The 18,836-nt window shown below is 73.5% G+C and carries 4 protein-coding genes; all 4 read left to right on the top strand.

Going from position 1 to position 18,836, the window contains the following annotated elements:
- Positions 1 to 30 precede the first annotated feature (30 nt).
- The 4 genes from BLU79_RS36995 (at position 31) to BLU79_RS36980 (ending at position 18,771) form a co-directional block, all read left to right on the top strand.
- Positions 31 to 14,106 (top strand): type I polyketide synthase, encoded by a 14,076-nt coding sequence (locus BLU79_RS36995; protein ID WP_093910378.1) that lies wholly within the window; start codon positions 31 to 33, stop codon positions 14,104 to 14,106.
- A 150-nt stretch (positions 14,107 to 14,256) separates the two neighbouring features.
- Positions 14,257 to 16,776, top strand: coding sequence for a thioester reductase domain-containing protein (locus BLU79_RS36990; protein WP_093910377.1), 2,520 nt, complete (start codon positions 14,257 to 14,259; stop codon positions 16,774 to 16,776).
- Positions 16,773 to 17,912: an alpha/beta hydrolase gene (locus BLU79_RS36985; RefSeq protein ID WP_093910376.1), complete on the top strand. Its 1,140-nt coding sequence runs from the start codon at positions 16,773 to 16,775 to the stop codon at positions 17,910 to 17,912. Before BLU79_RS36990 ends, BLU79_RS36985 begins: the two co-directional genes overlap by 4 nt.
- A 79-nt stretch (positions 17,913 to 17,991) precedes the next feature.
- Complete coding sequence (locus BLU79_RS36980) at positions 17,992 to 18,771, top strand: alpha/beta fold hydrolase (RefSeq protein WP_093910375.1); 780 nt, start codon at positions 17,992 to 17,994, stop codon at positions 18,769 to 18,771.
- The last annotated feature ends 65 nt before the right edge of the window (positions 18,772 to 18,836 follow it).

The following is an 18,836-nucleotide window of genomic DNA, read 5'->3' as shown; positions in this document are numbered from 1 at the left end:
CTGCCCGAATCCATGAGGACACCTGTCTACATGCCTGTGCACGAGTCCGCGAAGCAGTCCACCGAGCCGTCCCTCACGACACCTCAGGACGTGCGGGCCTGGTTGGAGCCGGCCGTCGCCGAGGTGGCCGGACTCGACCCGTCGGCCGTCGATCCAGACCGTCCGATCGCCGAACTCGGGCTGGGATCACGGCAGTTGGTCACTCTGGCCGCAGAACTGTCGGCCTTGACCGGTCGGCCTCTGGACCCGTCGCTGATCTTCAACCATCCCACCATCGCGGCGCTCGCGGAGGCGGTGTTCGACGACGAGCCGCCGCGCACGAGTATGCCGTCCGCCGCTCGGGCCGACGTACCCGTACGGCAGGACGACGCCATCGCGATCATCTCGATGGCCTGCCGCTTCCCCGGCGGCGCCGACAACCCCGAGGCGCTGTGGCGGCTGCTGGCCGCGGGCGAGGACGCCATCACCGAGGTGCCGGCCGGCCGTTGGGACACGCGGGGGTTGCACGACCCCGACCCGGAGGCCACCGGCAAGGCGTACTCCCTGCGCGGCGGCTACCTCTCCGGCATCGACCGCTTCGACGCGGGCTTCTTCGGGATCTCGCCGCGCGAGGCCGCCGCCATGGACCCTCAGCAGCGGCTGCTCCTGCAGACCAGCTGGGAGGCCGTGGAACGCGCCGGGATCGTCCCGGACACGCTGAACGGCAGCTCCACGGGCGTCTACATCGGCCTGTACGACAGCGGTTATCTGGCCTCGGCCGCCCTGGACCAGCTCGACGGCCATGTCGGCACCGGCTCGGCGTCCAGCGTGGCGTCCGGGCGGATCGCCTACACCCTCGGCCTCCAGGGCCCGGCGGTCACCGTCGACACCGCCTGCTCCTCCTCCCTGGTCGCCCTGCACCTGGCGGCGCGGGCGCTGTCGGCCGGTGAGTGCGACCTCGCGCTGGCGGGCGGTGCGTCGCTGCTGGTGACGCCGCGTGGGCACGTCGAGTTCAGCAGGCTGCGCGGACTGTCGCCGTCAGGACGGTGCAGCCCGTTCTCGGCCGACGCGGACGGCGTGGTGTGGGCCGAGGGCTGTGGTGTGGTGCTGCTGAAGAGGCTCTCCGACGCGCACCGCGACGGTGACCGGATCCTCGCCGTCGTCAAGGGATCGGCGATCAACCAGGACGGCCGCAGCCAGGGCCTCAGCGCCCCCAACGGCCCGGCTCAGGAACGGGTGCTGCGGGCCGCCCTCGACGCCGCAGGGCTCCAGCCGCACGACCTGGACCACATCGAGTCGCACGGCACCGGCACCCGGCTGGGCGACCCCATCGAGGGCCGCGCCCTGGCCGCCGTCTTCGGCCCCGACCGTCCCGCCGACCGCCCTCTCGGGGTCGGCTCCCTGAAGTCCAACATCGGCCACACCCAGGCAGCCGCGGGCATCGCCGGCGTCATCAAGACCGTGCTGGCCCTCCACCACGCCCGCATACCGGCGTCCCTGCACGCCGAGACCCCGACCGAGCACATCGACTGGGCGGACAGCGGGCTGCGCGTACTCGGTGAGCCGCAGCGCTGGCCGCGGGACCCCGAGCGGGTGCGGCGCGCCGGGGTGAGCGCGTTCGGGATCAGCGGCACGAACGCCCATGTGGTGCTGGAGGAAGCCCCGGAGGAGCCGACGCGACCGTCCGGCGACCTCCCCCACAGCACCCTCTTCCCGCTGTCCGCCCGCACCCTCCCCGCCCTCCGGGCACAGGCCGGACGCCTCCTCGAAACCCTCTCCGGGCATGCCGAGCCGGCGCTGTCCGCCGTCGCCTCGACCCTGGCCCACCACCGCACCCACTTCGAGCACCGAGCCGTCGTCCGGGCGAGCGACCGCGCCGAACTGCTCACCGCCCTGAGCGCGCTCACAGAGGAGCGGCCGGACACAGACCTGACCGTCGGCCCCCACCAGGCCATCCCCACAGGGAAGCTGGCGTTCGTCTTCCCCGGGCAGGGATCCCAGTGGCCCGGCATGGCACGCGATCTACTCGACCGCGACCCGGTGTTCGCCGACGAACTCGACCGCTGCGACGCCTCCCTGCGCCCGTTCACCGACTGGTCGGTGACGTCAGTGCTGCGCGGCGACGCGGGCGCCCCGAGCCTGGACCGCGTCGACGTCGTCCAGCCGGTGCTGTTCGCCGTGATGGTGTCGCTGGCCGCGGTGTGGCGTGCGCGCGGCGTACGGCCGGACGCGGTCGTCGGACACAGCCAGGGCGAGGTGGCCGCCGCGTGCGTCGCCGGGGCGCTCAGCCTCAACGACGCCGCCGCCGTCGTCGCCCTGCGCAGCCAGGCCCTGACCGAACTCTCGGGCACCGGCACGATGGCCGTCGTCGCGCTGCCGCACACCGAGGTCGAGGCTCAACTCGCCGACCACGACGGTGAGATCAGCGTCGCGGCCGTCAACAGCGGCCGCTCCACCGTGATCGCCGGTGCCGTGGACGCGGTGGAGGCCCTGCTCTCCGACCTCGACCGGCAGCAGGTCTTCGTCCGTCGCCTCGACGTGGACTACGCCTCCCACAGCACCCAGGTCGAGCCGGTCCGCACGACCATCCTCGACGAACTCGACGGAGTCATCACCTGTCCCACCTCCGTCGCCTGGTACTCCACGGTCACGGGCGAACCGGTCACCGAGGAACTCGAAGCCGACTACTGGTACACCAACCTCCGCGAACCCGTCCGCTTCGCGCCCACCGTCGAGCGCATGGCCGCCGACGGCTACCGTCACTTCGTCGAACTCAGCCCCCACCCCTCGCTGCTCACCGCCCTGCACACCATCGACGAGAGCCTGGTCGCGGTCGGCTCCCTGCGCCGCGACGAGGACGGCCCCGCCTGCCTGGACCGCGCCGCAGCCGAACTCCACGTCCACGGACGGCGGATCGACTGGCGCCGACTGGTCGCGCACACCGCCCCCGCCGACCTGCCGACGTACGCCTGGGACACCCAGCGCCACTGGATCGAGCCGGCCGCCTCCGCCACCACCCCCGGCCTCTTCGACCGTGCCGCCCACCCCTTGCTCGGCGTCCAGCTCCAGTCCGCGGACGCGACCCGCTGGACCTTCCGCAACGAGTGGTCCCCGGCCACCGTCGACTGGCTGCCCGACCACACCGTCTTCGGCCGGACCGTGGTCTCCGGCACCACCCTGATGGAACTCTGCCGAGCCGCCCTCGCCGTGGCCCGCGCGGACACCCCGGCCGACGTCACCGACCTGCTCCTGCTGGCCCCGCTCACCCTGCCCGACACCGGCACCGTCGAGGTGTCCGTCGAGGTGGTCACCGCCGGAGCCGTACCGGAGATCACGGTCCACAGCCGACCGCGCGGCCAGGAAGCCGCCGACTGGACCCTGCACGCGACCGCCTCCGCCGCCGAGTCGGCTGCCCTGCCGGCCGACGAGCCACCGACGTGGCCCGAGACGGCCGAACCGGCCTGGGACGAGGAGACCTACGAGCGGCTGACCGCTCTCGGCCTCGGCTACGGCCCCGCCTTCCAAGGCGTACGACAGGCAGTCGCGACCGGCGACGGAACCGTGCTCGCCCGCCTCGCACTGCCGTCCGTAGCCCACGACACGGCCGACCCCTACCCCGTCCACCCGGCGCTCCTGGACGCGGCCCTCCACGTGGCCGCCGCCCTCGACTCCGCCGACCCGCGGGTCCTGCTGCCGGTCGCGGTGACCCGCTGCGTCCTGCCGCCCGGCGGCGCCACGGACCTCACCGTGTCCGTGCGCCGGACGGACGGCGGCTCCGGCACCGACCTCACCCTGGACGTCGGCCTGTGGGACGCCGACGGCTTCCCGGCGGGCCGGCTGGAGGGCGTACGTCTGCGCGCCGCCAACCCGGCCGACCTGAACAGCGGCTCGGACAGCGGGCGGCACCTGTACGAGGTGGCGTGGACGGCCGTACCGGACCGGCCGGCCGAGGCGCCGGGCACCGCGTGGGCCGTCCACGGCGACCCGTCGGACCCGGCGGTTGCGGCGGCCGTGCGCGACCTGCGTACGGCGGGCGTCCAGGTCACCGACGAGGGCGCCGAGACCGTCGTACGATTCTGGCCTCGCCCGACGGCCGACACCGAACCGGTCGCCGCCGCCCATGAGTTGGCGGTCACGGCCCTGGCCGAACTGCAGGCGCTGATCGCCCTCCCGCCGGACGAGGCGCCCGCGCGCACCGTCTGGGTGACCCGCGGAGCGATCGCAGCCGCCGACGGGGACACGGTTCCCGGGTTCGCCCAGTCGGTGCTGTGGGGCCTCGTGCGCAGTGCCCGCAGTGAACACCCGGATCTCGGGCTGACCCTCCTCGACCTCGACCCCGATCTTGGCCTTGGTCTCGATGGCGGCGAATCGTCACTGCTCGCCGCCGCCGCTCAGTCCGAGGAGCCGGAACTCGCCCTACGAGGCGGGGAGTTGCTCGCCTCGCGCCTCGTGCGTGCCCGTGCGGCGGCGGCATCCGACCGTACGGCTCCGCTCCCCACCGACGGCACCGTACTGATCACCGGAGGCCTCGGAGCGGTAGGCCACCACATCGCCCGGCTGCTCGCCGAGAACGGCGTCCCGCGTCTGCTGCTGACCTCCCGTCAGGGATCCGACGACCCCCGCGCGGTCGACGTCACCGCCGAACTGACCGCCCTCGGCGTTGAAGTGGAGATCGCCGCATGCGACGTCGCCGACGCGGCAGCTGTGGCGGACGTCCTGGCCCGCATCGGTGACGAGTCACCCCTGCGCGGCGTCGTCCACTGCGCCGGAGTCCTCGCCGACGGCGTCGTGGCCGAGCTGACGCATGAACGTCTCGCGCAGGTGCTGCGCCCCAAGGTCGACGGGGCCGTCCACCTGCACCGGCTCACCGCCGGCCACCCCCTCGACCTCTTTCTCCTGGTGTCCTCGGCCGCGGGAGTCGTCGGCAACGCGGGCCAGGCCAACTACGCTGCCGCCAATGTCCTCCTCGACCAACTCGCCCACCACCGGCGTGCCTTGGGCCTGCCCGGCGTCTCGGTCTCCTTCGGCGCCTGGGCGGGGGAGGGGCTCGCCGCCGAGCACGCCGACCTGGAGCGGATGGCCCGCGTCGGCCACCGAGCCCTCACCGTCGACCAGGGCCGGGAGCTGACCGAGCTGTCCCTGCGGCGCGACACCGCCCACCTCGTCGCCTGGGCGCTGGACCTGCCCCGGCTGCGGGCCGCCGCACCGACGGGCGCGCTGTGGCGCTCCCTGCTCCCCGCACCCCAGCACGCCCCTGCGGGCGGCCGCACCCTGGCCGACCGCCTGGCCCGGCTGCCGGAGCCCGAACGCGCCGCACGCGTCCTCGCCCTGGTCCGCGAGGAGGCCGCCCACGCCCTCGGCCTGCGCTCGGCGGATTCCGTCCGCCCCGACCAGCCGCTGCGCGACCTCGGCATGGACTCGGTGACGGCGGTCGACCTGCGCAATCGCATCAGCGCCCGGATCGGCACCAAGCTCCCCGCCACCCTGCTCTTCGACCATCCGACACCGGGGCGGCTCGCGGAGTACCTGCTGAGCAGCGCCCTGGCGACAGCGGGCCGCACGACCCGGAAGGCCGCACCCGTACCCGCACGCTCCTCGGACGAGCCGGTGGCCCTCGTCGCCATGGCCTGCCGACTGCCCGGCGGTGTGACCGACCCGGAGGGTCTGTGGCGCCTCGTCGCGGAAGGACGGGACGCGGTCGGACCGTTCCCGGCGGGGCGATGGGACGTCGAGTCGCTGTACGACCCCGACCCGGACGCCCTCGGCAAGTCCTACGCCCGCGAGGGCGGCTTCCTCGACGACATCGACTCCTTCGACGCGGGCTTCTTCGGCATCACCCCGAAGGAGGCGGCGGCCATGGACCCGCAGCAGCGCCTGCTGCTGGAGACGGCCTGGGAGTCGCTGGAGCGCGCCGGAACCGTCCCCGCCGACCTGGCCGGCAGCACCACCGGCGTGTACGTCGGCATGTTCGGCAGCGACTACCTGTCCGGCACCCGGCTCGACCAACTCGACGGCTACGTCGGCACGGGCTCCGCCCTGAGCGTCGCCTCGGGACGGCTCGCGTACACACTGGGGCTGAACGGCCCCGCCCTGACGGTGGACACCGCGTGCTCGTCGTCGCTGGTGGCCGTACATCTCGCGGCGCAGGCGCTGCGCGCGGGCGAGTGCGATCTGGCGCTCGCCGGTGGCGTCACCCTGATGGTCACGCCGCAGACCTTCGTCGAGTTCAGCCGGCTGCGCGGCCTGTCGCCGACGGGCCGCTGCCGCTCCTTCTCCGACGCGGCCGACGGCGCCATCTGGTCCGAGGGCGCCGGCATGGTCGTACTGAAACGACTGAGCGACGCCCGGCGCGACGGCGACCGGATCCTGGCCGTGCTGCGCGGCACCGCCGTCAACCAGGACGGCCGCAGCCAGGGCCTGTCCGCACCGAACGGCCCCGCGCAGGAGCAGGTGATCCGGCGCGCGCTGGACCGGTCGGGCCTGCAGCCCGCCGACATCGACTACGTCGAGGCCCACGGCACCGGCACGACCCTGGGCGACCCGATCGAGGCGAACGCCCTCACGGAGGTGTTCGGCGCCTCGCGCCCCGAGGGACGCCCGCTGTACCTGGGCTCGCTGAAGTCCAACGTCGGGCACGCGCAGGCCGCTTCGGGCGTCGTCGGCCTCATCAAGGTCGTGCAGTCACTGCACCACGAAACCCTGCCGCGCACCCTGCACGCCGACACACCCAGCCGCCACGTCGACTGGGCGGACAGCGGACTGAGTCTGCTGCGGGAGGAGACGGCCTGGCCCGCGTCGGCGGAGCGGATCCGGCGTGCGGGCGTGAGCGCCTTCGGGATCAGCGGCACCAACGCGCATGTGATCGTGGAGGAGGCGGAGCCGCTCGCACCCGAACCCACGGCCGAAGTTCCGCCGGGCAAGCACCTGTTCGTCCTGTCGGGCCGCAGTGCGCAGGGCCTGCGCGGGCAGGCCGCCGCACTGGCCCGCCACCTCGCCGACGACTCCGTCGCGCTGCCGGACGTGGCACACACCCTGGCCCGGCACCGCAGCCACTTCGAGCGGCGTGCGGCGATCGTGGCCGAGGAACGGGAGCGTGGCGAACTGCGGTCCGTTCTGGGCGAGGTGGCCGCCGGACGGATGCTGCTGCCGCCACACCGCGAGGAGCAGACGGGGAAGATCGCCTTCGTCTACGCCGGACACGGTGGTCAGTGGCCCGGGATGGGCCTGGACCTGATGACCGACTCGGAGGAGTTCCGCGCGGAGCTGACCCGGATCGACGAGGCGGTGGAGCGGCGCGCCGGGTGGTCGGTGCTCAACGCGCTGCGGGCGCCGGAGGAGTTCTCCCCGCTGGAGCGCACCGAGTATCTCCAGCCGACACTGTTCGCGGTGAACGCGGCGCTGACGGTCGCCTGGCGCTCGCTCGGCATCACTCCGGACGCCGTGACCGGCCACAGCCTGGGCGAGATCGCCGCCGCGTACGGCGCGGGCGCCCTCACCCTGGACGACGCCGTGGCCGTGGTCACCGGGCGAGCCCAGACGGTCGTACCGGTCGCGGGCCAGGGCGGCATGGTCTCCCTGGACCTGCCGCGCCCGCGAGTGGAGGAACTGCTCGCCCCTTACGCGGGCCGGCTGTTCGTCGCCGCCGTCAACAGCCCGCACTCCACAGCCGTCTCCGGCGACACCGAGGCACTGGCCGAGCTGCGCCGCGGCCTCGACGAGCAAGGCATCAAGGTCCGGTCGCTGTCGACACCGTTCGCCTCGCACACCCCGCTCATGGACCCCCTGCGCGAGGACCTCCTCGACCGTCTCGCCGGCATCCAGGGCGGGCACGCCCGGACCCCGCTGTACTCGACGGTGCTGGCAGAACCCGTGCCCGGCGACCGCCTCGACCCCGGCTACTGGTACGCCAACCTCAGCGAGCCCGTTCGCTTCGCGGACACGATCCGTCGCATGCTGGACGACGGCTACCGCTACTTCGTCGAGCTGAGCCCGCACCCCTCGCTCGGCTCGTCCATCGAGGCGGTGGCGGCCGGGGCCGGAATCGACGCGGTGAGCATCGGCTCGCTGCGCCGCCAGCGGGGCGGACGGGACGTACTGCTGGGCAGGCTGGGGGAGTTGTACGCCGCCGGCCACACGCCCGACTGGTCCGCGCTGTTCCCGGCGGGCCGCCGCGTCGACCTGCCGACCTACGCCTTCGCCCGCGAACGCCACTGGCTCGCCCCCGCCCCGGCCACCGCGAGCGGCGCCTCACCGCTCCTCGGCACCCACGTCGAGGCCAGCGACGAAGCCGACCGGCACCTTTTCCAGAGCGAGGTGGACCTGCGTGACAGCCGCTTCGCCTATCTGACCGACCACAAGGTCACCGGCGAGGTGTGGCTGCCCGGCGCCGCCTTCCTCGACCTGGCGCTGGAGGCCGCCGTCACCGTGCGGGACGGCGCCGACGTACGGCTCGCCGACGTCAGGTTCGTCCAGCCGCTGCGGCTCGACGAGTCCCGGCCGACCCGGCTGCAACTGGTCCTGAGCCCCGCCGCCGACGGCTTCCGGGAATTCACCATCGCCTCGGCGGCCACGGGACGCGGAGAACGCACGCGATGGGAGCGGCATGTCAGTGGGCGTGTCGCGGTCACGCCCGACGAGCCCGTCGGATCCACCGAACCCCCTGCAGCCCCCAGCGACTCACTCGCCGCGCTGCGCGCACAATGCACGGAGCAGGTGGACCTGTCGTCCGTCTACGCCGCCCTCGCCGCCCTCGGCATCGAGTACGGCCCCGCCTTCCGAGGCCTGGAGTCGGGCCACCGCGCCCACTCCACGAGCCTCGCCCGGCTGGCCGACCGGCCCGCCGCCGGTCATCTGCTGCACCCGGCCGTCCTCGACGCCGCCTTCCACACGGCCGCGCTGCCCGAGGACGCGCCCGAGGGGCGGGCGTTCGTGCCCGCCGGGGTCGGACGGCTCCGCCACACCGGACTGCGCACCACCCCCGTGTGGGTGACCTGCGCGCTGCGGTCCGTGTCCGGCGACACCGTCAAGCTGGACCTTCGGCTCTACGACGAGAAGGACCAACTGCTCCTGGAGGCCGAGGAGTTCGAGCTGGCCGCGCTCTCACCCCTGGACGGGGCGCTGTTCGAGACCCGCTGGCAGCCCCGCCCGGTCGCCGACGAACCGCCCGCGCAGGGCAGTTGGCTGATCCTGGCCGACGAGTCGGGTGTGGCATCCGCACTCGTCGAACGGCTGGGCAGCTCCGTGCCGCACGTGATCGCCCGCAGGGGCGAGGAGTTCGCCGCCGAGGGACCCGGCCGCTATGTCCTCGATCCGGCCGACCCACAGCACCTGGGCCGCCTCCTCGACGAGGCCTTCGCGAACGAACCACCCGAGCGGGTCGTCCAGTTGTCCGCCCTCGACGCCCCCGCGATCGAGGACGCCGCTACGGCCGAGGAGGCCGCCAGGCTGGGGTGCCTGAGCACCCTGCACCTGGTGCGCACGCTCACGGACCGGGCGCAGGGCACGGCACCGCGCCTCTTCGTCGTCGTACGGGGCAGCCAGGCAGCCGGTGACAGCACGCAGGTGACGCACCCTCAGCAGGCGCTCGCCTGGGGCTTCGGCCTGGCGGTGGCCCAGGAGCACCCTGAACTGAGGACCACGCTCGTCGACCTTCCGCCGACCGACGGCGTCGACGCCCTGTGGACCCAGCTGCGCAACGCCGACGACGAACGGCTCGTCGCGCTGCGCGGTGCCGGACGACTGGTACCCCGTCTGACCCGCACCCGCCCGGACGACGACGGTCACGCGGCCGTCACCGCGGACGGCGTGCACCTGATCACCGGTGGTCTGGGCGGCCTCGGACGTGTCGTCGCCGAGCGGCTGGTCCGCCGGGGCGCCCGTCGCCTGGCCCTGCTGAGCCGGAGCGCGCCCTCCTCGGAGGCCCTGGGCTGGATCCGGGAGCTCGAAGAGCGGGGCGTGAGCGTGCACCTGGCCCGCGCGGACGTCGCCGACCGCGCCGGCCTCACCGCCGCCCTGGACGCCGTACGCCACGCACTCGGCCCGATCACCGGCGTCGTCCACGCGGCCGGCGTCCTCGACGACGCCACGATCGCGAACCTGACCGATGAGCGCGTCCGGCGGGTCCTCGCACCCAAGGTCCTCGGCACCGCGCTGCTGACAGAACTCACCCCGGACGCAAAGGACTTCGTCCTCTTCGCCTCGGCGGCCGGTCTGCTCGGCTCGCCCGGACAGAGCCCTTACTCGGCGGCGAACGCCTTCCTCGACGCCTGGGCCCACCACCTCTCCCGCACCGACCGTCGGGCGCTGAGCCTGGACTGGGGTGCCTGGTCGGGCGTCGGCATGGTGTCCGGGTCCGACGCCCGCGAGGCCGAGACGGCCCGCTCGGGTCTGGTCGCCTTCTCGGCGCGGGACGGCGGCGAACTCTTCGACCGCGTCCTGGGCACCGCCCGCCGCCAACTCGCCCCCCTGGCCCTGGACTGGGAGCTGCTGGCCCTCGATCCCGACGCCGCCCGCACCCGCCCGATCCTGGCCGACCTGATCACCGTCCCCACGGGCACGCCCGACACGGACGACCTGGTCAAAAAGGTGTTCGCGGCGACGACCGAAACCGAACGGGCCGTACGACTGGAGGCATACGTGCGCGCCCGGGTCGGCGAGGTCTCCGGCGGCGCCGTCCAGGTCTCCGCGACCACGGCCCTGAAGGAACTCGGCCTCGACTCCCTCATGCTGGTGCGGCTGCGCAACGCCTTCGCCCGCGAGCTGGGCGTCGAACTCCCCGCCGCCACAGTCTTCTCGGCCGCCGACATCCGCGGCCTCGCCCAGGCCCTGAGCGCGGCACTGCCCGAGCGGCAGACCACAGCGCCCGACGACGAGCCGCGGCACGCCGCCGAGGTCCCCGCGACCGAACTGCACCCCGCGACCCGCGACGTCGTACGCCTGCTGCGCAGCGCCCAGCCAGGCATGCCGGAGGCCGCCCACGCCGTCGGCCTCGCCGTCCGCCTCACCACACCCACCACCCGAGAGACCCTCACCGCCATCCTCACCCGCCTCACCGCACGGCACGCCGCCCTGCGCACGGCCGTCGTCACCGCCGCCGAGGGCGGGCCACAGCTACGGGTGAACCGCGAACTCCCCGAACCGCCGCTGCGGTGGACGGCCGTGCCGGCCGACACCGCCCTCGACGCCGCCGACCGACTGCGCAGCCTCCTGGAACCGCCGTTCGACCTGGCCGTCGCGCCCCTGTGGCGCTTCGAGCTGCTGGACGGCGCCGAGCGCGGGCAGATCCTGGTCTACGGCGCCCATCACGCGGTCAGCGACCTGCAGTCGCTGCTGCTGGTGGCGGGCGAGATCGACGCCGAACTGTCCGGCAACGCGCTCGGCGATGCCGTCAGCAACCGTGATATCGCGCTGCTGGTCGAGGCTCAGCGGGTCGGTGGGGATGCCGGCGGGGACGCTCAGCAGGTCGGCGGGGAGGCTGGTGAGGACGTGCCGAAGGCCGGCGGCCAGGTCGGCGAGGGTGTCCCGCAGGACCGTGGGACGGCCGACAGTTCTGCCCTGTACGCGCGCGGGGATGCCGGCGGGGACGCGCAGAATGCGGGCGGGCCGGCCAGTGAGGACGCGCCCCAGGCCGGTGGCCAGGTCGGCGAGGGTGCCCAGCAGGCCCGCGGGGCGGCCGGTGGCGATGCTCACTACGCCCGAGGGAAGGCCGACGACGATGCCCTCAAGTCCGGCGGGATTGCTGCCGAGCAGGCCGACACGCAGGCCGAAGCGGTCGAATGGCGCGCCGCCTTCCAAGGCAGCGCGCGCCTCGACCTGACCCTGAGCCGGCCGCGCCCGCAGACCCGCTCGTACCGTGCCGGCAGCGTCACCGTGCCGATCCCCGACGGGCTCATGGCCCGGATCTCGACCGCCGCGAGCCGCCTGGCCGTGACCGGCGCCGCCTTCTGCCTCGGCACCCTCACCGTCCTGCTGGCCAGGAAGCGGGAGCGCGAGCGCTTTGTTCTCGCCGTGCCCGTCGACACCCGCATCCACGCCGACGCCTACGACGCCGTGGGCTTCTTCGGTGTGCCGGTGCCGTTCCCCGCCGAGGCGAACGCGGGGGAGCGGATCGAGGAGGTGCTGCGCCGCACCGACGGGCGTCTGCAGCGGGTGCTGGCCAAGGGAGCGATGTTCTCCGACGTGCTGCCGGTGTTGGCCCGGCAGGGCCTGTACCGGGCCAACGCGCCGCTGGTGGAGGTGTACTTCAACTACGTACGCGCTGCCGGCCGGCTGGCCGAACTGGAGGTGCTCCCGGCGGGCACGGGCTACTCCGACCTCGACCTGATGATCACCGTGACGCCGGACGCGGGACGCATCCGCCTGGACCACAACCTCGACATCCTGGACGCGGCGACCGTCACCGCGCTGGGGGAGGAACTGCTGGGGCTGCTCGCGGAGACGGCCGAGGATCCGACGGGGGCGGTTCGTACGACGCGGCCAACCAGTACGACGACGCGGACCACGACCGAGGTCCCGCAGGAGGAGCCCGCCGCCGCGCCGGCCCACACGCTCGCCCTCGCCGCCACCTTCGCCCTGGGCAACCTGCCCCTGATGGTCGAGACAGCGATCGACGAGTCCGTACGGCAGGGCAGTGGGACGACCGTCGCGGAGGCGCCGTACCACCACGTCCTGGCAAGCCTGCGCGACCCGTCCGGCGTGTTCGCCGAACCGGCCACCACCGTGGGTGTCGTCCTGCTGCGCGCTGCGGACCTGCAACGCTTCGGCCCCGTGGACGACGCGCTGCTCGCCGAGCTGCGCACCGCCTACCCGGCCGCACTGCGCGCGCTGGCCGAGCGGACCCGCAAGCCGCTGATCGTCGGTTTCCTGCCCGCCGTTCAGCAGGAGGACCGCCTCAGCCTGTGGGAGCGGGACATCGCCGCCGAGCTGGCCGACGTACCGGGCATCGCCATACTCGGCCCCGACGACTGGACCCGCCACCACGCCGTCGAGGAGCGCTTCGACGAGCGGACCGAACGGCTGGCCCACCTCCCGTTCACCCCGCACTTCCAGGCGGCCGTGGCCCTGCGCCTCGCCGAAACCGTCCGGGCGATCCGGCGCCCCGCGCCGAAGGTGATCGCGGTCGACGGCGACGAGACGCTGTGGGGCGGGGTGGCCGGGGAGATCGGTCCCGAGGCCGTCGACCTGACCGGACCGCGAGCCCTGCTCGCCCGCAGGCTGCTGCGGTGGCAGGCGGCCGGCGCGTTGCTGGTGCTGGTCAGCAACAACGACGAGGACACGGTCCGTGCCGTACTCGACCGGCCGGACAGTCCCCTGAAGGCGGAGCACTTCAGCGTGCTCTCCGCCGCCTGGGATCCGAAGCCGACCCGCCTGGCCGAGGCGGCCCGCACACTCAACCTCGGTCTGGACAGCTTCCTGTTCCTCGACGACAACCCGGCCGAGATCGCCAAGATGCGCGCCGCGCTGCCGCAGACGCTCTCGGTGACCTGCCCGCCGGAAGCCGAACTGACCGAGTTCCTGGGCCGGTTGTGGCCGCTGGTCCCGGCGGCGGCGACCGCCGAGGACGCGTTGCGGGCGCGGTTCTACGAGCAGGAGCGGGAGCGCGACGCCGTGCGCGAGCAGGCCGGGTTCGAGGAGTTCCTGGAGGGGCTGGAGCTGGAGGTCGACATCCGGGCCCTGTCCGACGCCGATGTGCAGCGGGCCGAGCAACTCGTGGCCCGCACCAACCAGTTCACCCTCCGCGCCCGCTCCGCCGACGGCGGCGACGTCGCCCGCTGGCGCGAACACGGCGAGATCTGGACGGCCGCGGCCCGCGACCGCTTCGGCGACTACGGCCAGATCGGCCTCCTCGCCGTGCGCCGCGAGGGCGACCGGCTCGACGTCCTCGGCTGGCTGATGAGCTGCCGCGCCCTCGGCCGAGGCGTCGAGGAACGCCTGCTGCAATGGCTGGCCGACCGCGCCGAGGAACTGGACTGCGCCAAGGTCCGCCTGACCGCAGAACGCACCCCGCGCAACGCCCCGGCCCGCCGTCTGCTGTCGGCACTCGGCGGCGGCGACCAGGACGACGAACGCCTGGAGACCGTGGTCACGCCGGAACACCTGCGGACGTTCCGCTCCTGGCGGCGGCAGTGAGGGCGCCGATCAGCGTGCGGCGGAGGAGCGGTCGGACCGGCGCCGCTGAGGACCGGCCGGACAACGCCGTCGAGGACCGCCCGGACGACACCGCGTGGACTGCCCGGACAGCACCGATGAAGGGGCAAGGCAACACCGTGAAGGACTCTCATGCGTGAGGTGAACGAGAACGTGCCGGCAGCCGCCGAACAGCGGGCGACCGCGGAGGCGATAGAGCGGGGCGGCGTCGGACTGACCGTGACCGACCTGCTGGCCAGGATCACGGCATCGGCGCAGCCCGCGCGGCCGGCCGCGGACCCGCAGCGGGACGTGGACACACTCGCCGCCACCGTCGCGGCCATCGCGGGCCGTTACGTTCCCGCAGGCCACCTTCCCGCCGACGCCGACTTCTTCGACGCGGGCGGCACCTCCGTGAGCGCGGTGGAACTCGTCGCCGCGCTGGAGGACGAACTGGGCATACAGCTCGACCTGGACGAGGTGTTCGCGGACGCCAGGCCGGTGAGCCTGGCCAGGCGCGGGCTGGGCAGCACCGGTGCCGCAGCCGTCGTACCGGCGTCGCCGGCTCCGACGATCCCAGCGCCGCCGGCTCCGGAGATCCCGGCGTCACCTGCTCCGGGCATCCCCACGGCGCCCGCTCCGGGAATCCCCGCGGCGCCCGCTCCGGGAATCCCCGCGGCGCCCGCTCCGGGAATCCCCGCGGCGCCCGCTCCGGGAATCCCCGCGGCGCCCGCCCCGGGCATCCCGGCGGCCCAGGCTTCGGCGCCGCCCACCACCCTCCCCACCCCACTGCCGCCCACCACGGCCCTCGTTCCCACCCCCGACGCCCCCGCACACTCCACAGCCCGCCCCGAGGACCTCGCCCAGATCCTCGCCGACCTGGCTCTCGCGGACCGTCTCCCCTTCACCGCCTCGCCCGACCCTCTGCCGCCACGCCGGGTCCTGCTGACCGGCGCCACCGGCTTCCTGGGCAGCCACATGCTGCTGGACCTGCTGCGGCACAGCGACGCCCACGTCTACTGCCTGGTCCGCGCCGCCGACGAGGAGGCGGCCGTCACCCGGCTCGGTGAGGCGCTCAAGAGCTATGCGCTGCCCTGGTCGTCGGAGGTGCGGCGTCGCATCACCGTGCTCCCCGGCGACATCCGCCACCCCCACCTGGGCCTGCCCGACGACGTCTGGAACACCCTCGCCCACGAACTGGACAGCGTCGTCGCAGTGGCGGCGGCCGTGGACTTCCTGCGCGGCTACCAGTCCCTGCGCACCAGCAACGTCCTCGGCGCGCTCACTCTCGCCGAACTCGCCGCGACCGGCCGTCCCAAGCCCCTGCACCACATTTCCTCGATCGCCGTCTTCAACGAGGTCGGCATCCCCTCCATGGGCGAGGACGACCCCCTCGCCCACATCGACCGCCTCGTCGCCGGCTACGACCAGACCAAGTGGGCCGCGGAAGTCGCCCTGCGCCGCGCCCGCGACCACGGCCTCGTGGTCACCGCCCTGCGCCCGGGCGGCATCGGCGGTCACAGCAGGACCGGCGCCTACAACCCCCAGGACCTCAGCAGCGGTCTCATCTCGGCCTTCGGCCGCTTCCGCACCGTCCCGGCCTTCCGCTACCTCAACGCCGCCCCGGTCGACTGGGTAAGCCGCGTCGCGGTCGCCGCCGTCTGCGAACCCGACGCCTGGGGCTTCGACTACAACCTCACCGGCGTCCCCAACACCCTCGACGACGTCGTACGGGACATGGCCCTCGGCGGCATGCACGTCCGCGTACAGGACTGGGACGAGTGGCGCACCGACGCCCTGACCCGCCTGGAGGCCGACCCGATCCCCGAACTGGGCTTCCTCACCCGGGTGTTGCAGAGCCCCACCGCCCTCAAGCTGTGCGAGGCGACCCTGAAGGGCCCGGCCGCCACGGCCGACCGCACCGACACGCTCGTCGAGGCCCTCGGCCTGCAGCCCGCCGCCCGGTACGACGCCCGGGCCCAGCTGAAGACGTTCGCGCGCCTCGCCGACGACGGCCTGGCCCGCCTCCCGCACAAGGACGACCAGCCCTACCTGTGGTTCGCCGAGACCACCGAAGGCCATGTCGGCCCCGTCGGCGGCACCCCCGACACCCCCTGCGCGATGTCCCTCACCCTCTCCATCGCGAGCATGCACCAGCTGGTGACCGAGCGTCGCGTCGACGTCCAGGGCACACTCACCTGCCCCGCCCTGCACCCCGAGCCCCTGACCGTGGAACACGGAGACATCTGGATCCGCCCCGAGGAGGGCATCCCGCACGGGCACGGCCTGCGCCACCAACTCCTGCGCTACCGCCTGCGGTTGACCGACCGCGACGGCGGGCGCTGGTGGCTGGAGGGCCACAAGTACGCCCGCGCGCGCCGCGACCTCTGGCGCCAGACGCGCGCCCTGACCGTGGAGCTCGGCCGGGAGGGCGAACCCGCGAGCCTGGCCGGCGAGGTCGTCGTCCCCGCCGACTCCTACGTACGCGACCAGATCGACGGCATCAAGGTCGACCCGCGCCTGACCAGCCAGGAGAAGCGGGCCGCCAAGCTGACCTGGCTCGCCTGGTTCGGTCTGGAGATGGGCCGCGGTCTGCTCGGCCCCTTCGCCCGGGCCGCCGCGGACCTGCTCGACCTGCGCCGCACCCCGACCTCCACGGAGCGCCACCGATGATCTTCCGCACGACGAACCCCAGGACCACCAGGCCGGCCCTGCGCAAGGTCAGGACCACCACGACCCTGCGCCCCCTGAACCACCGCCTCGACCCGGCGAGGGTCGAGGAGATCCCGTTCCAGGCGTCGGACGGCGTCCGCCTCGGCCTCACCCGTATCGACCCCGGCGACCGGGACCGCCCCGCCGTGCTGCTCCTGCACGGCCACACCGCCTCCGCCGACATGTTCCTGCTGCCCGAGACCCGCAACTTGGTGGACGTCCTCCTGGACGAGGGCTACGAACCCTGGCTGCTCGACTGGCGAGGCAGTTGCCGGCTGCCGTACAACGAGACGGGCCGCCGCTACACCTACGACGACGTCGCCCTGTACGACATCCCCGAGGCCGTACGCCACATCCGCACCCGCATCGGCGACCGCCCCCTGTTCGCCGTCGCCCACTGCATCGGCTCCCTCACCCTCTCCCTGAGCATGACGGCGGGCCTGGTCCCCGGTCTCGCGGGCGTGGTGTCGCAGGGTGTCTTCCTCACCCCGAAACTCGCGGGCCGCACCTCCCTGCGCATGAGCCTGGCCGGGGAGCTGCTGAAGTCCCGTATCGACCACATCCCCGTCGACTTCCGCAAGGTCGGCCTGTGGTCGAAGTACACCCCGCTGTTCGCCCTGGCCTCCCGCAAGGCGAGCTGCCCCGACCCCACCTGCCAGATCCTGCACAACTCGGCCTGGGGGACCGGCGCCTCGCTCTTCGTCCACGAGCACCTGACCGACACCACTCACCAGCGCCTCGCCGAACTCCTCGGCCCCGCCCCGCTGTGGATCCTGCCGCACCTGCGCCGCATCGAACTGGCCCGCACCGTCGTCCGCTGGCACGACACCGACCACCGCTACCGGGCCCTCCCGCAGAACGCGCTCGACGCGGCCGCCCGCATCGACACCCCGGTCCTGCTTCTGGCGGGCAGCGAGAACGGCCTGTGGCTCGACTCCCAGAAGCTCTGCCACGACGTCCTCGCCCACCGCCAACCCCAACTGGACGTGACCTACACCGAGATTCCGGGGTACGGCCACCTGGACACGTTCCTCGGCAGGGGAGCGGCCCTGGACGTCTTCGGGCACATCCTCGATTTCCTGGGCGAACGCCGGTGACGGCAGCCGGCACGGCCGGTTACCGTACCGGTCAGTAACCGGAAGTGATGACAAGACCCCGCACTCCAGGAGGCCACCCATGCCGCAGCTCGAAGTCGACGGCGCAGCGCTGACGTACGACGACGAGGGCCCCCGCGACGGAGCCGGTGTGCCCCTGGTGTTCGTCCACGGCTGGACGGCGAACCGGCACCGCTGGGACCACCAGGTGGCCCACTTCGCCGAGAAGCGGCGCGTCGTCCGGCTCGACCTGCGCGGGCACGGCGAGAGCGGTGGGGCGGGGGTGCGCACGATCGACGCCCTGGCGAAGGACGTCCTCGCCCTCCTGGACCACCTGAAGATCGAGCGGTTCGCGATCATCGGCCACTCCATGGGCGGGATGATCGCCCAGACCATCGCCCTCTCCCACCCGGAGCGGGTCGAGCGCCTGGTGCTGGTGAACTCCATCGGCAAGATGGCCTACAACCGGGGCCGCGCCCTGCTGATGGCCGCCTCGACACTCGCCCCCTTCAAGCTGTTCGTCGCCGCCAACATCCAGCGCGCCTTCGCCCCCGGCCACCCGCGCGAGGAGATCCGGGAGTACATCCGCGCCTCCGCCGACACGCCCCGCGAGGTCGTCATGACGCTGTACGGCGCCATGCGCGCCTTCGACGTGCTCGACCGGGTCGGCGAGATACAGGCGCCCACCTTGATGGTGCACGGCTACCACGACATCCAGCTGCCCGTCTCCCAGATGCTGCGGATGGCCAAGGCCTACCCGGACGCGGTGATCCGCATCGTGGACGCGGGCCATGAACTCCCGGTGGAGAAGCCGGCCGAACTGACGACGGCACTCGACCGGTTCCTCACCGACCGCGACTAGCCTCACCGACCGCGAACCAGCGGGCCTGGGCCCCGCTCGGGCCCAGGCCCGACCATGGGCATTAT

Origin of the sequence: Streptomyces sp. cf386, from assembly GCF_900103585.1 — a bacterium.
Taxonomy (GTDB): domain Bacteria; phylum Actinomycetota; class Actinomycetes; order Streptomycetales; family Streptomycetaceae; genus Streptomyces.
The sequence above is the reverse complement of the archived record's forward strand: the minus strand, read 5'-3'. Positions and strand labels throughout refer to the sequence as shown.